This is a genomic window from Flavobacterium humidisoli (assembly GCF_023272795.1).
Taxonomy (GTDB): Bacteria; Bacteroidota; Bacteroidia; order Flavobacteriales; family Flavobacteriaceae; genus Flavobacterium; species Flavobacterium humidisoli.
Genome location: NZ_CP096829.1, coordinates 3,857,006 through 3,880,000 on the forward strand (window position 1 = coordinate 3,857,006; position 22,995 = coordinate 3,880,000).

Consider the following 22,995-nt stretch of genomic DNA (forward strand, 5'->3'; position numbering starts at 1 on the left):
TATTTTATTTGAATTAATTTTGTCTAAGGTGTTAAGTAGAATTCAAAATTTATAACAACCTCAAGCGTTTAGGGAAAAATTGTGGAGAACGAATTAAAAACTGGATCCTAATAAATTCTAAAAACTGTATCTGTGTCTGCGAGAGTTAGATTTCTAGTTTTGCTAAAAAATATATAATAATGAAGCCGAATCAAAATCATATTTACATTGTTGGAAATGGCGTAATTGGAAAAGCTTTGGCGGTCGCTTTAATTCTGAATGAAAGAAAAGTGACCATTCTAAGAGGAAGTATTGACAATCAGCCTGCAATTATTGAAAACATACAGGTAGAAATTGAAAATAAAATAATAGAGGCAGAGGTTGCTGTAAGTTCACTTTCTAACTTTGAAAGTCTTGACGGAATTATATTATTAACTAATAAATCATTTGGGAATAGTGTTCTTGCTGATAAACTGAAAAATAAAACGGGAAAATCTCCAATTGTTTTTCTTCAAAATGGACTACATATTGAAAATAGTTTTTTAAACAAAGGCTTTGATGAGCTTTACAGATGTGTTTTATTAGCAACCAGCGAATCCTTAGAAAATAATAAAGTTAGATTTAAGCTAGTTGCCCCATCTCCAATTGGAATTGTAAAGGGCTCAAATGATATTCTGCAGCAAATTGTTGATGTACTCAACACCAGTCTTTTTTCATTTAGAAACGAAAAAGATATTCAAACCATCATTTGGAAAAAAGTCATAAGTAACTGTGTGTTTAATTCTATCTGTCCTTTATTAGAAACAGATAATGGAATTTTCCAACGTAATGAAGAAGTGCTGCAAATTGCACAAATGGTGATTAAAGAATGTTTGTCAGTGTCAAAAGAGTATGACATCAATTTAACAATGGAAGTTGTTTTAGAAAACATTCTGGCTATAAGTAAAATGTCTGACGGACAAAAAATATCAACCTATCAGGACATTCTAAACAAGAGAGAAACTGAGATAGAAACTATGAATTTAGCTATTGCCGAATCAGCCATTTTGAAGGGAAATATAGCCGTGCCTGTTACTGCAATGCTTGGTCAATTAGTAAAAATAAAGTCCGAATTATCAAGAAACTAGTATTATCTCAGAATTATGAATAGTAAACAAACCAGCCCTTGGAACGAAATACCTTTAGAGGATTACGAAAAGCATATGTCTCATAACTCAGTTGGTCAGCTAGAAGTTTTGAATTTATTGACAAAAAAATATCTAAATAAATTTTATATTCTACTAATTTAGTATACATTGCAATAATATTGAATTTATTTCAAGATATTTGATAATTAAATTATTAAAATGAGCAAAACGAAACCGTATGCTTTAATAACCGGTGCCAGCAAAGGCATTGGAAAATCTATTGCTTCTGAATTGGCGAAACAGGGGTATCCGCTATTGCTTGTAGCAAGGAGTGGGGAGGAGTTAAAAGTACTATCTGATGATCTTCAAATTAAATACGGAATCAGTACGGCTGTTTTATCCATTGATCTTTCGGTAAATGGCGCATCGCAAAAAGTAACCGATTGGATAAAAATGAATAACTATCCGATTGGCATTTTAGTTAACAATGCGGGTTATGGTGTCTGGAGAGATTTTAGTCAGTCTTCTTTAACCGATCAGCTTGGTATGATGCAACTTAATATGAATGTTGTTGTAGAACTTTCGCATTTATTAATACCCATACTTTCGCAAGAAAAACAAGCCTACATTTTAAATATATCGAGTACGGCTGCTTATCAGGCTGTGCCAACGCTGGCTGTTTATTCGGCTACAAAAGCTTTTGTTTTATCTTTTACGCGTGCCCTGCGTTTCGAACTTTCCCAAACTTCAATTTCAGTAACTTGTTTTAGTCCAGGTCCAGTTGATACTGGTTTTGCCGCAAGAGCGGGTTTAAGTGCTCTAAACAAGATGGCTGAAAAGTTTAATATGCAGCCAGATGAAGTGGCAAAAATGGCTGTAAAAGCCATGTTCAGCAAAAAATCAGAAGTTATTCCAGGTTTTACCAATCTCATTTCGGTTTATGCCAATCGTGTACTGCCAAAGGCTTTCATCGAAAAAACGGCAGCTGGGATTTATAAAATTTAATTTTTTTAGAAAAAAACAGAAAAAAAATTTTGGCAAATAATAAATTATATTACATTTGCATAAATGTCTACTAATTCTATAGAGTATGTCTAATAATAGAAATATGTTTAATTTACCTAAAGGTCGAATGCACGCAAACATGCGAATGTGTTGCTGTTGTTGTTGCTGCTAATCTTTCGGAAAATTATAAACACTATTATTTCAATTATTAAATATATTTATCATGGTATCTTCTTATAAAACTTTTACACTTGCTAATCAATTAACTAACGAGCAAATTGCCTTTTTTAACGAACATGGTTTTATCCATTTCAAAAAATTTATAAATCCAGAAACTGTTTCCTCAATCATTGATGCCTCCAAACAAGTAGAGCAAAAATGGATAGACAATGAACTTCAAAAAGTAAATGGTGTTCCAATTAAATACGGAAAAGATTTGGATGGTTCTCCAATTGTACAGCGTTTTGCTTTTATCAATCAGCATCATCAAACCTTAAGCGGCCTTTTATTGGATCCAAGATTTAATGGTTTATTGCCATTGGCAGGCGATGGTGCAAGATTGGGAACCGAAGAAAAAGACGGAATGGTTTTCAATCATTATATTAATGGGCCAGAAAGTAAGTTTACCAAAATGGGCTGGCATACAGATGGTTTGAGAGATATTTTTTATGGTGGAAAATTAAACCCGATGTTAAATGTGGGTATTCATTTAAGCACTTTAAAACCAGAAAACGGTGGCCTTAAAATCATTCCGGGCACGCACAAGCAAAGCATTTACCAGATGCTTTTCCGTAAAAAATACTTTTTAGATAATAATCCTGATCCTCAGGAAGTTTCTATTAATCCAGAAGCAGGCGATTTAACCATTCACGATGGACGTTTGTGGCACAGAGTTGCACAATCCTCTATCCGTGGCGAAGAGAGTAGAAGGAGAGTTATTTATATTCCGATTATAGCAGGAAAATATGCTCCTAAAAACGAGAATAGCCCAACGGTTTTCTATCAACGTTTTGCGGGTATTGTTAAATAATTATGCTGATTGTTCTCGCATTTAGTTATCTGGTTAGATCAGGTAAGCTAAAAAGTACCACAGATTTTTTTAAAAATACGCAGCGAAAAATCAAATTTAAAATTGCAAAAGTAGAATTGGCTATACTGTCAGGGTTACAAATATTGGGCTAATAATGGGAAAAGAAATACAGGAGGAGGAATATAGTACAATTGCACAAAGAACATTTTCTGACCGTAAGCGAACTAATATTTTAAAAAGAGCAGAACAGTTAACGATTGTATTTTTGCTTCCAAAAGTGCCTAAATTCATTTCACCCAACTTGCTCACTTTGATAGGGACGCTTGGTTCGGGATTGGTTTTTTTAGCTTTTGTTTTAGGAACTTATTTGACAAACGGGTATTTGCTTTTGGGTATTATCGGATTGGCTATAAATTGGTTAGGCGATTCTTTAGACGGAAGATTGGCTTATTATAGAAATATTTCGCGCCGCTGGTATGGTTTTGCACTCGATATTATTGCCGATTGGATTGGTATTGTACTGATAGGCTTTGGCTATTACATTTATGCTGAAAACGGCACGCAAATAATAGCCTTTGCTTTTGTAGCGTTGTATGGTTGGTCTATCATCATCAGTCAGTTGCGCTACAAAATTACAGATGAATACAGTATAGATTCTGGCTTTGTTGGTCCAACAGAACTTCGATTTATTATTGCTTTAATTTTAATTATAGAAGTTTTATTTCCTGGATCAATTGCCTATTTGGCTGGCTTAATTACAGTTATATTACTTCTAATCAATGTTATTGATAGTGCAAAACTTTTAAAGCTAGGCGATTTAAAAGATAAAAACCAAGGCTGAAATGTTCAAGAAAAAAGCTATTTTCACTTTTCTGCAGGCGCAAGTTGCGGCATTTTTAGGTGGTATTACCGATTATGGCTTAATGATTTTGTTAACTGAAGTCTTCAAACTGCATTTTACCTTTTCTATTCTAATCTCCGGAACTGTTGGCGCCATTATCAATTTCAGCATCAATAGATTTTGGGTATTTAAAAATCAATGCGGTTATAACAGCCGCATTAATAGTCAGCTTTTTAAATTCGCAGTGGTTGTATTAGGAAGCATTTCTTTAAAATCATTTGGTACGCTTATTTTGCAAAAAGCATTTCAAATCGATTATCGAATCGGAAGATTAGTAACGGATAGTTTTGTTTCTTATGGATTTAATTACCCACTGATTAAATATTGGGTTTTTAGGGCAAATGAAAAACAGAATGTAATCGAATAGAATTAATTCTGGTAATTAAAAAAAAAGCAATTTAACACATAGAAACATAGGTTTTCGATTCCTAAAAAGAATATAAAAAAGAAACTAGTTTCTTCACACATAGTTCCGATCCCGAACCGTTGGGCAATGTCATTAAATTAAGCTTTTTTGAGCTATAATTTTTCTCAAACATAGGAGAATGCAAAGATTAACCGCGATATTGTCATTTCGACGCAGGAGAAATCTTCGCAAGTAACTCCGCAACGCAAATCCAATCTTTGTCGAGTTTCTTGTGTGATCTCTCCTTCGTCGAGATGACAAACTTTGTAGAAACTAATCCTAACACATAACCAACTATGTTTGTTTTAAACAAGTGAAACGCCTTTTTTAAGCGTTCTAAATCTATGTTTCTATGTATTAAAATAATCACACCAAACCATTTCTTATAAATATTTTGTCATGAATAAACCATTTAAATATTTTACAAAATCACTAATCGTTATAACGATTTTAGTAAACATAATGTCTGGAAATCTAATGGCGCAGTCCAAAAATCCATCGCCATTACATTTTCCAACGCCTAAAAATGTAGATAATATGCTATTTTACATTCAGCGGGACCCCAATATAAACACTGCTATTTATGCCTTAAATTACCAAGAAAATGGAAAAATAGATAAAGACAATCCGATAAAAGGGTATTGGATTCGATATGCTGAGAAAGGAGAAACAAAAGATTTTAATTACATACAACGCAAGTTTGCCTACGGAATAGAAAGCAAAGTATTGAATAATGAAGAATTTGAGCTTCAATTCGTATCGTATAAAAAACTGCCTTTAACCTTGAAAAAGACGGATTTAGATCAAAAGTATCATGTTTTTGTAAGTATAAATCAGAAGAAAATACAAGTAGAAAAAATATTTGTGCGTATTGAAGGAGGTTCTTTTTGGTTGCCCAATGTAAAGTATGCTGAAGTTACTGGAATTGAGACTTCTTCAAATAAAACCATTACGGAGAGGATGTTATTAAAATAGGACGAGAAAAAGAAATCATTAAACGAATACTCAGCCAATTAGAAAGTCTCCGAAGAGATCAACTAATTTACATCAAATAACCATGAAATCAGGTATTGTTTTTCGTATCTACCCAGAGTAAATTTGTTTGAATCAAACGGTAGATAATTCTACATTCAACAATAACCTTGAATTTTTACAAATCATGAACATAAACAAAACACTCAGTATTGCCATACTTGTGCTTTTTACACAGCTAAGTTTCGCTCAATATTTTAAACTAACTCCCCAAGGCTTTGTGTCAAATGACGATAGCGATTTTACGGTAGTAAATGTGCCAAACGTAAAGCAAAAGGATCTGTATAAGAATGTACTAAATGCTATTAATTCGATGTACAGTAATCCACAAAAAGGACTTAATGTAGTGGATGGTGAAAGTATTAGTTTGACGGCTTATGAAGAAAATGCTCTAACTGTAAAGCATAGCGCTGGAGGTTTTGGAAAAGGAATTTATAAATATGACTTATCTTACACGTTATCTTTTCTTTTTAAAGACGGTAAGATCAGGATTAACAGTCCTACTTTTGAATGTAGACGATGGTATGAAGGAACTTACAAACCTACAAGTGGCTGGGGAAGCAGCGGCTGGACTACTCTAAAACTTGTAAAAGGCAAGAACGATAGAGTGGCTATTTATGATAAAGATGGAAAATTGCTTTTAGAAGATGCCTACAATGGATTAAACACTCATTTGAATTCGGTTTTAAAACAAATTATTGATAAATCTCAAAAGATTAATAATTGGTAATAAAGATTTAAAAGGGATTTACATTCATTTCTTTCAAATTCAATTCTTTCTTTACATATTATATAATTATAAAGTGGCTTAGTCTATTGATCTGATGCAGGACTTCAGTGGAGGGAACCCCGTTTGAGCAGTTATTAATGAGCAGAATTGATGCTTCTTCGAACTTTGCTAAAGTATTGCGCATATTCAAAACCTACGAATAAGCAATTTCGTTTACGCTTAAATTGGATCTGGGAATGAGTTGTTTTGTTTTTTCAATAATATGATTATGAATGTATTGCTGCGTATTTAACCCATAATTAAGAGTAAATCCAGATGTGCAACAATTAAATCCTGGCTGTAATGATTGTCTGGTGTAAAGAGTTAATTTTTTTTTTAGATAGTATTACTATTTTAAAGACCTGTTATAATAAACTCGCTTCTGCGGTTCATTTGATGCTGTTCTTCAGAACAATTTACACCATCAGAACAATTGTTTACCAACTGAGTTTCTCCATATCCTTTGGCTGTTAAGCGACTTGCAGCAACTCCGTTTTTAACCAGCCAGTTTAAGGTAGATTTTGCTCTCTGATCAGATAATTTTAGATTGTATTGATGTGATGCTCTGCTGTCTGTGTGAGAACGAATATCGAGTTTCATATTAGGATGCTGGTTTAAAACATCTAATATTTTTTCTAAATCAATGGCAGCCTCAGTACGGATATTGTATTTGTCTAAGTCAAAATAAATCATTTTTATGCCAAAACATTTTCCTAAATCATCTCCAACCGTAACTTTGCAGATAGATTTATCCAATGCAATGGGCAGTTGAGTTTTTCCAGAAACTTTTCCAATTGTCACCATTTCTTCTTTTGTTTCGTATTCGGTTTTTTGAGCTCGTACCATGTAGGTTTTACCGCATTCTACAGTAAACGCATACTCTCCGCTTGAATTGGAAATACTGGATTTTATAATTTTTTGATTTTCATATAAAGTCAATTCAGTTCCTGGCAGCACAACACCACTTTGAGAATCGGTTATTATGCCATTAAGTTCCTGCAGACATTTTAACACGCGTGTTTCTACGAATTTGTAAATATCATCAGAACCTTGTCCGCCATCTTTATTGGAGCTAAAATAACCTTGTCTGGTAATAGGATCGATACTATAAGCAAAATCATCTTTTGGAGAATTAATATCATTTCCAAGATTTTGAATATCCGTAACGCTTCCATTAGATTGAATCTGTCCTACAAAAAGATCCAAACCTCCAAGTCCGGGATGACCGTCTGAAGCAAAATAAATTTCATTTTCGGTGGTTACGTACGGAAAGGTTTCTTTTCCTTCGGTATTAATTGATGGACCAAGATTCTCAGGAGATCCAAAACTGTTATTGCCTTTTATACTCACTTTGTAAATATCCGACTGGCCAATTGTGCCTGGCATATCAGACGCAAAATATAAGGTTTTTTCATCTGGACTAAGTGTAGGATGAGCGGTGCTGTAATTATCGCTTGTAAAGGGGAGAGGAACAATGTTGCTGAATTTTTCGTTGTCAAAATCGGCTTTGTAAATTTTTACGAGTGTAATTTCCTTCTCATCTTTTCCTTTTTTGCCGTCTATAAAATTATTTCGTGTAAAGTAAACTGTTTTCCCATCCTTGGTAAAGACAATTGTTGATTCGTGGAAACGGCTGTTGAGGAGTGATTTGATTTTATTTACTTTTGATGCCTCTCCGGTTGCAGGATCAATGTCGGCATTATAAATATTGGTAAAGTATTCTCCTGTCCATTTATGTTTTCTCTGGGTAAAATTTCCAGTATCTCTGGCCGAAGCAAAATAGATTTTGTTGTTATAGATAAAACTTCCGTAATCGGAATATTTAGAATTAATTCCAGCATTTTCAATTTTATAACGTCCAGAATTGGCTTTAATCTGGTCAAGATAGTTGACATTTTCTTGGTAAAGTTTTGCTCTTGAATCGTTTTTATATTTAGTACTGAATTCATTTAAGATAGCTGTAGCTTTATCGGTCTGTCCAGCTGATTTTAGAGACTGCGCGTATCTGTAATAGTATTCGGCTTCGGGAGTTGAATTAAGAGCAAAAAGCTCTCCGTACCATTTCGCAGCAGCTTCGAATTCGGAATTAAAATAATAGGAATTACCTAATTTTTTAAACAAATCTTCAGATTTATATCCTTTATCAGCAATTCTTTCATATGTTTTTATGGCATCGATATAGGCATAATCATCGTATTTTTTATCACCCGATTTTACTTTAGACTCTTGCGCATAGCCATAAAAAACATTTAGAATTATTAAGCAGAGAAATGTGTAATTTTTCATAATATTTTTTTTAGAAGAAACGAGGAGTTGTCATTTTACCATTGTTTTTGAAGAATTCATAACGGAGAAATATCTCGTGTGATCCTGAATTGTAATTATTAAGGTGTGTGGTTTCACGGTCGTATCCATAACCCAAATAAAGTCCGTCAGTGATTTGAAATCCAACCATTGCGCTTAATGAGGCACTCCATCTGTATGCGACACCAACAACAAATCGGTCAATAAACATAAAATTGGCAGAAATATCGACCTGAAGCGGTGCTCCTTCTACCATTTTTGCCAGTACAGCAGGTTTGAATTTGTAATATTGATACTTATCGAGATTAAAGACGTAACCTCCCATTAAGTAGTAATTGATTTTGTCTTTATAGATGGCTACATCATTGTCATCATATCGATTGGTCTCGATGAAATTAGGAACTGAAAATCCGATGTAAGCTTTATCTGAATGCCAGTAAACACCAGCTCCCACATTGGGAGAAAACTTATTATCTAAATCCTGAAATTGCGGATCTCCTTGATCTTCAGGATTCAGCTTGTTAATGTCAAGATTAAAAATATTAGCCGTTCCTTTAATACCAAAAGAAAGTTTAAAATCGGGCGATGTTTGTATGGTATAAGAAACATCTGCCGATATATTGTTCTCGTTTGTAGGACCGATTTTATCATTAACTAAAGAAAGACCAACACCAAGTCTGCTATTATTAATTGGAGTATTAATAGAGAAACTGCTTGTTTCTGGCGCACCATCAAGGCCAACCCACTGCGTTCGATAGAGCCCAAAAATACTCAAAACCCCACGTGATCCAGCATAAGCGGGGTTTATATTAATGGTATTATACATATACTGTGTGTATTGTGCGTCTTGCTGTGCATAGCTGGCATTGGTTATAAGCACAATGGCAAAAAGGAGTAACTTTGTTTTCATGGTACGAATATTTATGACTACTACTTTTGCATTGTCTTGAAATTACGTTAAATAGCGCAATTAAGATTTTTAATAGTAATCTGAATAATTATTAAAAACAAGAGCAGTTTAATAAGGGTTAAAATTTAAACTACTTACATTTTAAATCTCAATCTTATTTATCATTTGTAATATATAGATAACCGGTTTTTTCGATTATTGTATTGTCTTTGTTGTATTTTAGAACATAAAAATAGGTTCCAGCAGGCAATCCTTCACCTCTTTTTACTGTGCTTCGCCCATCAGAATATCCCTTAAACATCACATCATTTTCATTATAGGATGTGGCATCATATACTTTTACTCCCCATCGGTTGTATATTTCTACACGGTTGTCTGGGTATTTATCAATTCCTTTTATATAAAAGCTATCATTAATACCGTCGCCATTAGGAGATACGGCATTGTAAATAATTAGATCTGAATCTGGAGTAATTGTGTTTTTTACAATCGCAATTGTAAAAAGGCCATAGCCTCCGACTTGTGTGGTAACTAGTTTAGAATAATTGGCTCCTGTCAAGAGATTGGTCGTGACTCCGCCTTCATTTACCCATTTTTGGACAGCTTGATCCCAACGTACTATTCCTAGCTGGGTATTTGGATTTTCTTCAAAAAAAGAAGCTGGTGTTGTATTGGTGTCAAGAGTAAGACTTAGTATAATTTTTTCTGAACCTTGATCTTGAGTTAAGTTCCAATATTCAACTTCATCAATAGATATAATCGTTTCATCCTTGCTTGTGTAGGGATACTGATTTCCTGCATTTTGTAAAAAGTATTGAGTTGTGTAAATATTATTGGCATTTGCTCCTTTATCATGATAGGATGGCCTGAAATATAACTGATCTCCAATAGGAAATTCAAAATCGAGATCACCGATATTTTCTACTTTTCCATCTACAAAACTCAGATTACTGGCATCTGTATGAAAAGCATTTTGGTCAAAAATCATTTTTCCATTAAAAGTATCGGCGTCAATAATTCCGTTTTTAAATGTTGCATTGTTTCCAATTTCAATAGTTGTATTTAAATGAAAAGGAACTAATTCTGATGAATTCTCAAAAATAATATTCTGAAAATGTGCGATTTGTGTTCCTGAAATAAGCTGTTGCTTCGTTCCTATGAAAAAAGTTTGTCCATTACTGGCATTACTGTAAGTAACTAATCCATCATTATTAAAATTAGCATAGGCAATAAAATTACCATCAATAAGTAAATCACCTGTGGTTTTGTTATCAAAATTAAATAAGGTTGAAAACTCCGTGTTTGGAGTAATGGATAAATCTCCCGTATTGATAGTTTGCGCAGTAATATTATTAATGAATTGTGCACATATTAGAATTTTTATTATATGTATTTTCATCGTGATCTAGCATTTAAACGTTAAATAATACAGACCTCTCTATTATCATAAAGAGATCTGTATTCAATTTATTTTTTTTAAGGAAGAACATAACTAGAGTTAATATTATCCTGCACATATTTAATAGCCCACGCCACAGCATTCGCATACATGATACTATTATAGACTGTAATTCCAGAATCATATGCTTTTGACAAAGGCTGTCCAGTAGAGGCAAATTTTGCTGGCCATGTTGTAGTCGAAGTATTGGAAACTGTTCCCGCAGTCCAGCCAGAATCTCCAACATAAACATATCCTAAAGTATTATGTTTAAATGAAAATATTCTGGTTGCATTTCCATTTTGAGTTGAGAGATTCGTTACGTTTGCAGGTAGTCCAGTAACATAATAAGAATTGTTTACATCGCTTCCTAGGTTAAATCCTGTAATGGTTCCAAACGGACCTTGTAGGATAGGATCTGAAACATTTAAAACAGGATTGGTATAAGTTGTTCCTGTACCAGAAACAACTGCTGTTGATGAACCGCAAATTGTATTAATTAAGCTGGCAGCACCAGATGAATCGTTTTCTTGCGAATGAATCAACACACCTTTTTTATTCTGAACAAAATCATTTAAAATAGTAATTGATGCTGCGCTTGGCAGATAATTATAACCGATTACTATAATATCTATATTATTGGTATTGATTAAGTTTTTAAGTGTAGTTCCTTGATTACTTCCACCATTTATAATTGTAATGCTTTGTACCTGAAATGTTCCCGTGGGACTGAAATTTGCTGTTGAAGCTAAAATGGCTCTTGAAGCATCTCCTGTTCCAGCAGTTCCTGGCTGATACATTCCGTCTCCCAATCCTAATACTTTCATAGTACGGAAAACAAAAGTGACGCTTTTGTTACAAGCTGTACTTCCATTAGTACTATTGGCAGTTATTGCGTACGAAAAAGTTCCGCCTGAAATTGGCGTTCCTGTTGCTGTCAATATTACATTTTGGGATCCAGTGGCACTAAATGTTCCGCTTGCCGAAAAGCTGATTCCGTTTACTGTATTTGTTGTAATACTATAGGCACCAACATACGTTACATTTACTGGTACAGTCATGGTATTTGCTGGTAGCATTGCTACACCTGGTGCGTAACTACCAGCTGTTGTAATTCCGGCACAATTGGTTGTGTAAGTAACAGGTTGTGGAGCTATTGTTACATTTAATCCGCAGGTTGCTACTGCGCCTGGTGTTCCAGATACTGTTAGTGCTGTTGTTCCTGAAGCTGTTGGAGTTCCAGAACCTGTTAATGTAATATTTTGCGCGCCCAAAGCAGATAAATTTACCAATCCCGATGTAAAAGAAATTCCGTTTGCAGTAGTAGTGGTAATTGTTGTTTTTCCAGTTGCTGTCACATTTATAGGTAATGTAATTGTATTGAGTGCCGTTAAAGGAACATCCTGCATATAAGTTCCATTTTGTGTTGCCGTACCGCAATCAATAGTATAAGCTACTGCTTGTACTGTAATTGGGATACCGTTACATGAAGCTGTTGCTTGTGTCGTTGCATTAGAGACAAGGTTAAAATTGTTAGTACCTGATGCATCTGGGGTGCCTGTTCCTAAAAGCTCAATGGTTTGGTTAGGTGTTAAATCTGTAAATGTCCCTGTTCCGCTAAAAGAATAGCCATTTACAGTATTGGTATTCATACTCCAAAAGCCTAAAACTGATGGACTTATACTAACCGTAATTTTATTTGAAGATGTTAAAGGAATTCCAATATAGTAATTCCCTAATGGATTTATTACACCACAATTTATTACATAGTCAACATCTGGCTTACTAATAAAAATATATGGAACACAAGAACTGGTTTTACCATTCAATACAATATTCACTTGATCTCCGGGATCTGGTACAACATAACCATTATTTGGGGTACCGGTGCCAGGTAAATTTAAGGTATAGGTTCCTGCTGTAGGAAAAGTTCCGCTTGATCCAAAATAATAGCCATTAGTAGTAGTAGCCGAAATTGTATAAACTCCAGGCTGTGAGACAGTGACTGGTACTGTTAAATAATTAGATGCAATAAGCATTGCACCCACAGCATAGGAACCAAAAGCTTGAACTGCACTGCATTGAGCTGTTGTAATTTCAAATACAGCTGGAGGTAAAGTTCCACAGATACTCAACCATATATTCTGAATTTGGCTCCAATAATCAAAACATCCTGTTGTTGTATTAAATATTAATAAACCATCTGTCAAATTAGCCACAGGTATTGCATCTCGCTGTGCCGTGGTTAGTCGGGAAGTCAGCATTCCTTTATTGTTACTCTCCAATTCGAATATTGCTCCAGGTTTAGCTTTTTCTGGTCCGGTACTTACTGTTCCGTCTTTTATTTTAGTATTATTTACTTGCGCTTTAAGAGAATAAAGACTGAATAAAATAAAGAATACTGCACAGATATTTTTGTTGGTTTTATATAATGTTATTTTCATAATCTTAATATTTAAGTCCGTAATAATATTACTTGCCACTTCTTGCTTTAGAACTTCCAAAACATAATAACTGGCATTAATTATTCTTTTCTGTTATTAGTTTTTCCAGCCTTTCTAGGCGCAAATTCATTGCTTTTGAAGCTTCTTTCAATTCTTTTATTTCTTTATCTTTTGCTTCAATCTCTTTATTTTGCTCTATAATGTGTAAATAAATTTCTTCTGTTTTTTCTAATAACTGAATTGATAGTTCAGACATATTAAATGCGTATCCTTCTTTCGTTTTTTCGAGCTTGTTAATAGGGGTTATTCCGGGAAGATGTTTGTGTTTTTTAATATAATCTTCAATTTCTGGTAGACGTTTAAATTTATAATCAGCCTTGATTTCGGATTTTCCTTTAAAATAATCTTCAAATACATAATCAGCATAGTAGGTATTTACTGTTGAAATTGCGCCGTTAACTCTCAGTTTTTCATTTGGTGCAGTAGATGAGGTTGTGTATCCAATTCCTACCCATCCATTAGTATAAATATCTTCTGAATTTAGTGTAGCTCCAGTGTGGGTTGTTGTACTATACCAAGGTTCTTTTACCGCAGCGCCTAAATCTAATTGAGTTAGTATTTTGTTTTCGTCTGTATAATCTAGGGTTCCTGTTGTAGCATTTACTTGTAAATTGGTTAATGTTTCCGATTCTCCAATTAAATCAACCATTTTAAATTCTGTGGCATTTCCATGTTCATCACTATAAATCAAAGAGTGATTTGCACCATCATATACTAACGATGTTAAGGTTTCTACACCTTTCACCAAAACTGATAAATCAATTGGATTAGGCGTATTTGTTTCATCTGTATAAGTCAAAGTATGCAAATCAAATAATTGCCCAAATGGATCTGTTATTTGTGTAACAACATCTTTTAAAGAAGTTACAGTTTCTTTCACCTCAACAGGTGTGCCACCAGCTTCATTTGTATAGGTGGCGATAATGTTACCAGTAGTTACAATTGGATTTATTGTAGTTAGGGTTTCGCTGGCCTTAATAGCAGGAGTTAAATCTAATGCAGCACTTGCTAATCCGTTTACGGTTGTGGTTAAGCTCGTTCCAGTCAGTGATGTTGCATTGCTGTTGATTATAGGGACTGCCGTTCCGGCAACTCCGTTTACTGTGGTGCTTAAATCATTTCCTGCTGATGTATTGACTACTGTTGTCGCTGGAACTAAAGAACTTGCAGTTACAGTTTTTAAAACGCCAGTTGCATCTGCCACGACAACATTATCAGTTCCTGAAACACTTGGCTGTAAACCTTCTACACGAACAGGATTTATACCTGTTAAAGGCTTTACGTGTAAAGTGTTTGTGGGTGCATCAATACCTATTCCAACATTTACAGCATCAGCTGCCATACCTCCTAAAACCAAACTATTGCTTGTTGCTACTTTTGAATTATTTCCAATAGCTGTCGAATTATTTATAGGGTTACTATTTGTTGGATTGGCATTATTACCAATAAAGGTATTTCCAGAACCATTAAATCCGCCAATACCACCAGCAACAGAACCTACTGCTGTATTATTACTTCCTGTTTGATTACTTGCAAGTGCTGAGTAACCTACTGTGGTGTTATGATTTCCCGAAGCATTTTCCTGCATGGCAAGAAGTCCGGTTGCAGTATTAAAATCACCTATTGTATTAGTAGACAAGGCATAGGTTCCTAAAGCAGTATTATTAGATCCTGTTGTATTGCTATATAGGGTAAAATTTCCTAAAGCAGTATTAGATTCCCCCGAAGTATTTGAAGGAAGTGTAGATGTCCCCAAAGCAACATTCCGAATCCCAGTCGAAGCTATATTTAATGCATTAACACCAAAAGAAGTGTTGTCTGTTTCAATTCTTCCAGCTGGCATATTATTTCTTCTAAAAACCAGGTTTACATTATCTGTTGTGCCTAAGAAATTTAAACTAGCATCTGTTCCTGTGTTACCAAAAATATTCCAACTATTTGCGTTAAGAGTTGCAGGGGTAATTGTTTTTAAAATACCAGTCGCATCTGACACAACAATATTATCTGTTATTCCTCCTGTCTGCAACCCCTCTATTGCCAGTGTATTTGTTACATCGGTAGTAATTACTGTTGGAGTCGTAAGTGTTCCGCCTAATTTTATATTTCCGTTATTAGCCGTTAAACCATTGTCAGCAGTCGATAAAACAGATACTCCGGGAGTTGTCGCAATTCCATTTACAGTAGACACTAAAATACCGTTTGTAGTAGTTATAACATTGCTATTAATAATTGGTGCTCCAGTGCTTGTCACTCCGTTTACCGTTACTGTTGAAGTATTGGCAGAAGAAGCGTTTGATACTGTTGTTGCCGCTGTAATTCCAGATGGTGTAAGTAATGCTCCGCCATCGGTTCCTATAGCAAGGATATTGCCAGCATCGGCGCTTTTTAAAACTGCAGTCTGTATGTCTGCATTTTCATTTGTATAGGTGATAACACCTGTTGCAGTATCTTGAGAAAGATTGGTTGTAGTTTCTCCAGAAGCAATTGCAGGAGCCAGATCCAGCGCTGTACTTGATATTCCGTTTACGGTTGTGGTTAAACTAGTTCCAGTCAGTGATGTGGCATTGCTGTTAATTATAGGAACTGCAGTTCCTGTTACTCCATTTACAGTAGTGCTTAAACTGTTTGCGATTGAGGTGTTTGAAACTGTAGTAGCGGGAATTAATGAGCTTGGTGTTACTGTTCTTAAAATGCCTGTTGCATCAGCTACTATGATGTTGTCTGTTCCCGACAAACTAGCCTGCAGCCCTTCTATGCGAACAGGATTTACACCAGTTAATGGTTTTATGTGTAAAGTATTTGTTGGTGTATCAATACCTATTCCAACATTTACAGCATCAGCCGCACTGCCTCCTAAAACTAAACTATTGCTCGTTGCGACTCTCGCGTTGTAACCAACAGCAGTGGCATTGGAGACATTTAATCCTGATGCACTTAAATTAGCTCCAGCGCCCAAAAATGTATTATTAGAAGCTGTGGTGTTATTATTGCCAGCACCATTACCGAATGCAGTATTTCTATTGCCGCTAGTATTACCTGACAGAGAGCCATATCCAGAAGAAGTGTTAAAATTTCCTGTCGTATTGTCTAGCAAGGCTAAATGTCCAGATGCAGTATTTTCAGCACCAGTTGTATTATTATATAATGAATTTTCACCCATTGCGGTATTATAAAATCCAGATGTATTGCTAAAAAGGGAATATCTACCCATTGCAGTATTTCCTGTTCCAGTAGAAGCAATATTTAGTGCGAACACCCCAAAAGATGTATTGTTGCGATTAAGTAAACCCGCTGGATTATTATCTCTCTTGAAAACCAAATCATGATCATCTGTTGTTCCTATAAAATTAACAGATTCATTAGTTCCGCTATTGCCTAATAAATGCCAATCATTTACATTTAAAGCTGTAGATGATATTGTTTTTAAAACTCCACCAGTACCTGAAACTACTATATTATCATTTACTGTTCCAGCCTGTAAACCAGTTATGGCTAAAGTATTCGCAGAATCAGTAATTATTGTTGTTGGAGTTAACAGTGATCCGCCTAATTGAACGTTACCGTTTACTGTAGTTAATCCATTATCAGATGATATTACTATTGGGACGGGGGCAGTTGCTACTCCATTTACGGTTGATATTAAGTCACCATTTACAGCTGTTAAAGTATTGGTCGTGCCCGCAGCAAGTGCAGGAGCCAGATCCAGCGCAGTGCTTGCTACTCCGTTTACGGTTGTGGTCAAACTAGTTCCCGTGATTGATGTGGCGTTGCTGTTGATAATTGGCGCTCCGGTACTTGTCACTCCGTTTACCGTTACTGTTGAAGTATTAACTGTTGAAGCATTTGAAACGCCGCTTACAGCATCTGAAGTTGTAGAAACTCCATTTACATTAGAGGTTAGGGTATTGCCAGCCAGGCTCAGAGCATTGGTTGTGCCTGCTGTAATTGCGGGAGTTAAATCTAATGCAGTACTTGCAACTCCATTAACAGTTGTGGTTAAAGTTGCGCCTGTTAATGCCGTTTCGTTGCTGTTGATAATTGGCGCTCCGGTACTTGTCACTCCGTTTACCGTTACTGTTGCAGTATTAACTGTTGATGTATTAGAAACAGTAGTAATACTTGTAATTGCAGTAGGGGTTAATAGAGCACCTCCATCATTACCAGCAGTAATTATATTAGTAGGCTCAGAACTAATGACATTCGACGTGACCGCAACTCCGGTTTCATTAGTAAAAGTAATTACTCCCGTTACTGGATCTTGACTTTGAGTTGTCACTGTTTCTTTAATATCAACAGATAATCCAGCTTCATTATTATATGTTGCTATAGTGTTTCCTGTTGTCAGAGCAGGAGTTATTGTTGTAACTGTTTCAGCATCACCAACCAAATCAACCAAATTAATTACTGTTGGAGTTCCACTTTCACCATTATATGTTAAGGTTTTCGCTGTTTGATCGTAAACTAATGTTGTCTGAGTTTCTGCATCACCTACCAAATCCAATAAATTAATTGTATATGGTGCAGCCTTTTCATCTATATAAGTTAAAGTATTTGCTGTACTATCATATGTAAGACTTGTTAGTGTTTCATTTGCTTTGATGATGTTGGTTAATTGATTGATAAAAGTTGAATTATTTAAAATTGTATTCGCATTGTTTATTACATCTCCAACTATATCAATTGTAGTTTTAGTTGCATTCTCGCTTGTATAGGTGTATTGACCATTATTAGCAGCATCCTTCTCTAGTGTAGTAATCGTTTCATTAGCTTTTACAATAGTACTAATATCAATTATTTGTGTATTACCAGAAGCATCAACATAACTAAACTGATTTGTTGTAGAGTCAAAAGTTACATTTCCCTCCGTTTTATTTACAATATCCTGAATGATATTTGTTACTGCTGGATTGTTTACAATCGTACTGAAATTAGTTGTTACATCGCCAACAATGTCTATATTCACAGCTATACCGGCTTCGTTAGTATAGGTATAAGAACCAGCACCATTATTTATAAGTGAGGTGATTGTTTCATTTGCTTTTACAATTGAGCTTATATCAATAATTTGCGTATTTCCTGAAGCGTCAATATAAGTGAATTGTTGATTTGTAGGGTTGTAAATAACTGTACCTGGATTTGTAGTTATTTCATTTGATATTACAATTCTATTCCATTTGTTATCATACCAGTAGTAATAACCTGGTTTAATATCAGAAATAGTAGAAGTATTAAATACCAATAAACTATTAACATTGCCATTTGAAATTGTAGTGGCATCAGTCGAACCTGTTAAGCTAATTTTAGGAATTAATACACCTTTGTCGGCTGCAACAACTTCTAATTGAGAAGATGCATTTGGCATTGGTGTTCCAATACCTACTTGAGCGTTTATTGGACCTAAATAGCAAATAATAAAAAATGTAAGGAGTAATGTTTTTTTCATTTTTAAATATTTTAAATTGTGCAATAGTCGTTAAGGAGCAGACTTTTCTAAATTCAAGGAATATAAAATGAGGCTTTGTATTGAAAAACAACCAAAAGAAAGGCAGGTAGTGTTTTTGTAAGATATTATTTGTAGAATTATAAAGGTAGAAATTTTACATAACGACAAATGTTAAAAAAATATAGAGTTATATTTATTTTTTGTCATCTGCCCAATATTTATGAAACGTTTAGATAGGAATACTAAAAACAGAGCGCATTGACAAGGAATTTTTAATAGCGCTCCATGCTTCAAAAAATGGTTGCATTTTATAATATGAAACAATTTTGATTTATTTGAAACAATAAAAAAGCTAGTATTGAGTATGTAATTACTTGATAAACAGTGTTTTTTTTGTAAATAACCTATTCTTTGAATTAGTTAATTCCACTTTGAAGTACAAGTGAATGAATAAATCATAACATCACGATTGAAAATCTTAGGTTTTTGCTCAATCAATAATGCTGTAAAACAAGATTAAATGTATTATTTCTTAATGACCGTTATCACAATAAACTTCGACAATTGATACTCTCGAAGAATGAAGTTGAATTATAAAAAAAATTGGAAAACTAGAATATAAAGACATAGAAGCGAGTTAATTATATTCTCAAAAAGTATTAAAGAAAAAAAAATGAGGAGGGGGCTGACCCTTTCTCGATGCAGAAAGTTATTTATAGCCGGAATATTAAAAATTGATGACTATAACGAACTAAAAAAAGAGAATCAAGTCACACCAAAAATCTTAAAAATTAAAAGCTATTGATGGAAAAAATCAAATAGAAGAAAAAACATTAGTTGAAATCTTTCAAAGATTTCTGAATTTGAGGCCTCAGATAAAAGACGTCTTTTAAATTTTTCATAATGCAATACTCCGTGATTCTGTCACAAAAATTATACAGGATAAAAACTGTATAATTTGCCTGAGCTTTTTGTGACAGAAAAAAGTATCAAGTCTTCAAGGTTGAACGTATACTATTATCGCAATAAGTAACATATCTAATAACATTAATAAACTTTCGTTATCATTTCATCTATAGGCAAACGAACTTTTTTCGTAGCTGCCATATAGTCTTTCTCCGAATCCCGATATCCTAAAGCGAGGATAACTGTAGACTGCAATCCTTTTTCTTTCAAACCCAAAACGGCATCGATAATGGCGGCATTAAATCCTTCGATAGGAGTGGCGTCCACTTTCAATTCTGCCGCAGCAATAAGTGCAGTTCCTAGAGCAATATAAGCCTGTTTGGCGGCCCAAAGGGCTTTTTGCTCTGCGTTAATAGCACTAAAATAGGAATGCAATCCATTTCTAAATCCTGATAAGGCACCAGCATCAAGACCTCTTTGTTTTTCTGTCATTGCCATGTAATCGTCAATGTAAGTCGAAGACATGTCAGTGAATGCAGCAAAAACTAGCAAATGAGAGCAAGAGCTAATCTGTCCGTTATACGAATCAGCACCTAATTTCTTTTGGATTTCTGGATTGCTTACAACAAAAACACGATAAGATTGCAGACCGCAAGAAGATGCTGAAAGATTTATAGCCTCTAAGATCTGATCGACCTTTTCTTCTGTTACTTTAATGTTACTGTAAGCTTTTGTGGCGTAGCGCCATTTTAAATTTTCTATCAAATTCATTACTATGTCTATCTTAAGTTTTGGCAAATATAAATGATATTGTTTTCTTTTTCGAGTTTTTGAAGTGCTCTAGGAAACTCCAAATCAAATCATTTCAGTTCACTAAAGAATATTTATCTGTTTTTCTTCATTATTATGTTTGTTTAAAGATTAATAATCTTTAAAAATTTATATAAAAAGAATAATTATCTGATTTTAAGTATAAATAAAAATATTTAATCTTTTATTTTCAAATTTGCAGGATAAAAAACTAAATATTATCATCAGATGAAAGCGAACATACAAGAAGATAGGGGAATAAACGAAAAGCAGGATATTGAAAACACCCAGAATACAATCAAGAATGATTTTGCATTCAAATTAAAGAGCACTTGTTTAGATGAAAATTATCACCCCTCAAGTCAAACGCGTTTGACAACCAATTTTGCCAACTTGGCCAGAGGAGCTAGTCGCAAGCAAAACTTACGTAATGCCTTAAATATGATTAACAATCGATTCAATGCATTGGCTCATCTGGATAATCCAAAAGGGGATCGTTACCGTGTAGAACTTGAAATCCTCACAGTAACAATGAGTATTGATGATAAGAATGGTAGTAACGATCTACCGATGATTGAAGTTTTAAAAACCAATATTATTGACCGTAATACTGGCCAGCAAATCGAAGGAATTGCCGGAAATAATTATTCCTCTTATGTTCGGGATTATGATTTCAGTATTTTATTGATTGAGCACAATAAAAATAAATCTACTTTTTCTATTCCTGAAAATTTTGGTGATTTGCACGGAAAACTTTATAAGTGCTTTGTGAATTCTTCCACTTATAAAGAGCATTTTAAGATGTCACCGATCATTTGTCTCAGTGTATCGAGTAACAAAACGTATACTCGCACGGAGTATCAGCATCCGGTTCTGGGTTTTGAGTATCTGCAGGATCAGTACTCTATCACTGATGAATATTTCTCTAAAATGGGTTTAAAAGTTCGTTTTTTCATGCCTGCGAATAGTGTGGCACCAATGGCTTTTTATCATTCTGGAGATCTGCTTGCTGATTATACTGATCTTGGACTAATCAGCTCAATAAGCACGATGGAGACTTTCCAGAAGATTTATCGCCCTGAAATTTACAATGCAAATTCAGTGGCTGGGAAAATCTATCAACCTAGTCTTAAACACGATGATTATTCACTTACCCGCGTGGTTTATGACCGCGAAGAGCGCAGTCGACTGGCTGTTGAACAGGGTAAATATGCAGAAGAACATTTCATTAAGCCTTACAAAAGTCTCTTGGAACAATGGTCTGCTAATTTTACCCTTTAATTGATTACAACGCATTAATATTATACTATTATGAAGAAATTATTATTACCCACCTCTATTGTTGGAAGTTTACCTAAACCTGCCTGGCTTGCACCACCCGAAAAACTTTGGTCGCCATGGAAATTAGAAGGTGATCAGCTGCTTGAAGGGAAACAAGATGCTTTACGCATTTCTTTGCAGGAACAGCAATTGGCAGATCTAGATATTATTTGTGATGGCGAGCAGACACGCCAGCATTTTGTAACGACTTTTATCGAACATTTAAGCGGTGTAGATTTTGAAAATCGTAAAACAGTAAAAATCCGTAACCGTTATGACGCGAGTGTTCCAGTGGTCGTAGGTGAGGTTGCACGCCAGAAAGCAGTTTTTGTTGAAGATGCTAAATTCTTACGTAAACAGACTACTAAGCCTATAAAATGGGCATTGCCAGGCCCTCTGACAATGGTAGATACCTTGTACGACGACCATTATAAAAGCCGGGAAAAATTGGCATGGGAATTTGCGAAAGCACTCAATGAAGAAGCAAGAGAACTTCAAGACGCAGGAGTAGATATTATCCAGTTTGATGAACCTGCATTTAATGTGTTCTTTGATGAAGTAAACGATTGGGGAATGGCAGCATTAGAACGAGCCATTGAAGGTTTACACTGTCAAACTGCAGTTCATATTTGTTATGGTTATGGAATACAGGCAAATACTGATTGGAAAAAGACATTAGGTTCAGAGTGGCGACAATACGAAGAAATTTTTCCGAAAATTCAAAAATCAAAAATTGATGTGGTGTCTTTAGAATGTCACAACTCCAATGTGCCTTTAAATTTAATGGAACTTGTTCGCGGTAAAAAAGTAATGGTCGGTGCCATTGATGTGGCAACCAACACTATCGAAACACCAGAAGAAGTAGCTGATACCCTGCGTAAAGCTCTTGAGTTTGTCGATGCCGAAAATCTTTACCCTTCTACAAATTGCGGTATGGCTCCGCTATCTCGAAACGTAGCCAGAGGCAAGTTAAGTGCTTTAAGCGCAGGAGCAGAAATTATACGCAAAGAACTTGGGATTTAGTCTCAATGTATTAATTAGAATATGGTTTCCCTGTTTGAAGCCTGCTGTCCGTAGAATTTAACAGAGTTACTCTGCGGACAGACTAATG

15 protein-coding genes are annotated in these 22,995 nt (G+C 34.8%); 9 read left to right on the forward strand and 6 right to left on the reverse strand.

The features are described 5' to 3' along the window. Positions 1-179 precede the first annotated feature (179 nt). The 7 genes from M0M44_RS16575 (at position 180) to M0M44_RS16605 (ending at position 6,210) form a co-directional block, all read left to right on the forward strand. On the forward strand, positions 180-1,106 hold the full coding sequence (locus M0M44_RS16575) for a ketopantoate reductase family protein (RefSeq protein WP_248726670.1): 927 nt from the start codon (positions 180-182) through the stop codon (positions 1,104-1,106). 219 nt (positions 1,107-1,325) lie between these two features. After that, entirely contained in the window at positions 1,326-2,111 is a 786-nt protein-coding gene (locus M0M44_RS16580; protein WP_248726671.1) for an SDR family NAD(P)-dependent oxidoreductase, read from the forward strand. A gap of 223 nt (positions 2,112-2,334) precedes the next feature. After that, a complete protein-coding gene (locus M0M44_RS16585) occupies positions 2,335-3,141 on the forward strand; it encodes a phytanoyl-CoA dioxygenase family protein (protein WP_248726672.1) in 807 nt (268 codons plus the stop codon). Positions 3,142-3,295: 154 nt separating this feature from the next. Continuing rightward, on the forward strand, positions 3,296-3,982 hold the full coding sequence (locus M0M44_RS16590) for a CDP-alcohol phosphatidyltransferase family protein (protein WP_248726673.1): 687 nt from the start codon (positions 3,296-3,298) through the stop codon (positions 3,980-3,982). 1 nt (position 3,983) lies between these two features. Further along, on the forward strand, positions 3,984-4,409 hold the full coding sequence (locus M0M44_RS16595; protein WP_248726674.1) for a GtrA family protein: 426 nt from the start codon (positions 3,984-3,986) through the stop codon (positions 4,407-4,409). Positions 4,410-4,847: 438 nt separating this feature from the next. After that, positions 4,848-5,423, forward strand: coding sequence for a DUF4833 domain-containing protein (locus tag M0M44_RS16600; RefSeq protein WP_248726675.1), 576 nt, complete (start codon positions 4,848-4,850; stop codon positions 5,421-5,423). 184 nt (positions 5,424-5,607) lie between these two features. Continuing rightward, positions 5,608-6,210 carry a DUF4468 domain-containing protein gene (locus tag M0M44_RS16605; RefSeq protein ID WP_248726676.1) on the forward strand — a complete coding sequence of 201 codons (603 nt, stop codon included), beginning with the start codon at positions 5,608-5,610 and terminating at the stop codon, positions 6,208-6,210. Positions 6,211-6,603: 393 nt separating this feature from the next. Here the strand turns inward: M0M44_RS16605 and M0M44_RS16610 are convergent, their stop codons facing one another. The 6 genes from M0M44_RS16610 to M0M44_RS16635 all read right to left on the reverse strand — a co-directional run bounded on the left by M0M44_RS16610 (position 6,604) and on the right by M0M44_RS16635 (position 20,525). Further along, the gene (locus M0M44_RS16610; RefSeq protein WP_248726677.1) at positions 6,604-8,535 is read right to left on the reverse strand and encodes an OmpA family protein; all 1,932 of its coding nucleotides are present in this window, start codon (positions 8,533-8,535) and stop codon (positions 6,604-6,606) included. Between the two features lie 10 nt (positions 8,536-8,545). Next, positions 8,546-9,463: a PorP/SprF family type IX secretion system membrane protein gene (locus M0M44_RS16615; protein ID WP_248726678.1), complete on the reverse strand. Its 918-nt coding sequence runs from the start codon at positions 9,461-9,463 to the stop codon at positions 8,546-8,548. 154 nt (positions 9,464-9,617) lie between these two features. After that, the gene (locus M0M44_RS16620) at positions 9,618-10,862 is read right to left on the reverse strand and encodes a T9SS type B sorting domain-containing protein (protein ID WP_248726679.1); all 1,245 of its coding nucleotides are present in this window, start codon (positions 10,860-10,862) and stop codon (positions 9,618-9,620) included. Positions 10,863-10,939: 77 nt separating this feature from the next. Further along, the gene (locus M0M44_RS16625) at positions 10,940-13,345 is read right to left on the reverse strand and encodes a hypothetical protein (protein WP_248726680.1); all 2,406 of its coding nucleotides are present in this window, start codon (positions 13,343-13,345) and stop codon (positions 10,940-10,942) included. 76 nt (positions 13,346-13,421) lie between these two features. Then, positions 13,422-18,848 carry a beta strand repeat-containing protein gene (locus M0M44_RS16630; RefSeq protein ID WP_248726681.1) on the reverse strand — a complete coding sequence of 1,809 codons (5,427 nt, stop codon included), beginning with the start codon at positions 18,846-18,848 and terminating at the stop codon, positions 13,422-13,424. A gap of 1,047 nt (positions 18,849-19,895) precedes the next feature. After that, complete coding sequence (locus tag M0M44_RS16635) at positions 19,896-20,525, reverse strand: nitroreductase family protein (RefSeq protein ID WP_248726682.1); 630 nt, start codon at positions 20,523-20,525, stop codon at positions 19,896-19,898. 267 nt (positions 20,526-20,792) lie between these two features. Between M0M44_RS16635 and M0M44_RS16640 the strand changes: the two genes are divergently transcribed. Continuing rightward, positions 20,793-21,845, forward strand: a complete 1,053-nt coding sequence (locus M0M44_RS16640) for a DUF1852 domain-containing protein (RefSeq protein WP_248726683.1) — start codon at positions 20,793-20,795, stop codon at positions 21,843-21,845. 30 nt (positions 21,846-21,875) lie between these two features. Then, complete coding sequence (locus M0M44_RS16645; protein ID WP_248726684.1) at positions 21,876-22,907, forward strand: methionine synthase; 1,032 nt, start codon at positions 21,876-21,878, stop codon at positions 22,905-22,907. The last annotated feature ends 88 nt before the right edge of the window (positions 22,908-22,995 follow it).

Bases quoted from the DNA above. Each gene is read 5' to 3' on its own strand.
- M0M44_RS16575 (WP_248726670.1), top strand. From the start codon at position 180: ATGAAGCCGAATCAAAATCATATTTACATTGTTGGAAATGGCGTAATT.
- M0M44_RS16580 (WP_248726671.1), top strand. From the start codon at position 1,326: ATGAGCAAAACGAAACCGTATGCTTTAATAACCGGTGCCAGCAAAGGC.
- M0M44_RS16585 (WP_248726672.1), top strand. From the start codon at position 2,335: ATGGTATCTTCTTATAAAACTTTTACACTTGCTAATCAATTAACTAAC.
- M0M44_RS16590 (WP_248726673.1), top strand. From the start codon at position 3,296: ATGGGAAAAGAAATACAGGAGGAGGAATATAGTACAATTGCACAAAGA.
- M0M44_RS16595 (WP_248726674.1), top strand. From the start codon at position 3,984: ATGTTCAAGAAAAAAGCTATTTTCACTTTTCTGCAGGCGCAAGTTGCG.
- M0M44_RS16600 (WP_248726675.1), top strand. From the start codon at position 4,848: ATGAATAAACCATTTAAATATTTTACAAAATCACTAATCGTTATAACG.
- M0M44_RS16605 (WP_248726676.1), top strand. From the start codon at position 5,608: ATGAACATAAACAAAACACTCAGTATTGCCATACTTGTGCTTTTTACA.
- M0M44_RS16610 (WP_248726677.1), bottom strand. From the start codon at position 8,535: ATGAAAAATTACACATTTCTCTGCTTAATAATTCTAAATGTTTTTTAT.
- M0M44_RS16615 (WP_248726678.1), bottom strand. From the start codon at position 9,463: ATGAAAACAAAGTTACTCCTTTTTGCCATTGTGCTTATAACCAATGCC.
- M0M44_RS16620 (WP_248726679.1), bottom strand. From the start codon at position 10,862: ATGAAAATACATATAATAAAAATTCTAATATGTGCACAATTCATTAAT.
- M0M44_RS16625 (WP_248726680.1), bottom strand. From the start codon at position 13,345: ATGAAAATAACATTATATAAAACCAACAAAAATATCTGTGCAGTATTC.
- M0M44_RS16630 (WP_248726681.1), bottom strand. From the start codon at position 18,848: ATGAAAAAAACATTACTCCTTACATTTTTTATTATTTGCTATTTAGGT.
- M0M44_RS16635 (WP_248726682.1), bottom strand. From the start codon at position 20,525: ATGAATTTGATAGAAAATTTAAAATGGCGCTACGCCACAAAAGCTTAC.
- M0M44_RS16640 (WP_248726683.1), top strand. From the start codon at position 20,793: ATGAAAGCGAACATACAAGAAGATAGGGGAATAAACGAAAAGCAGGAT.
- M0M44_RS16645 (WP_248726684.1), top strand. From the start codon at position 21,876: ATGAAGAAATTATTATTACCCACCTCTATTGTTGGAAGTTTACCTAAA.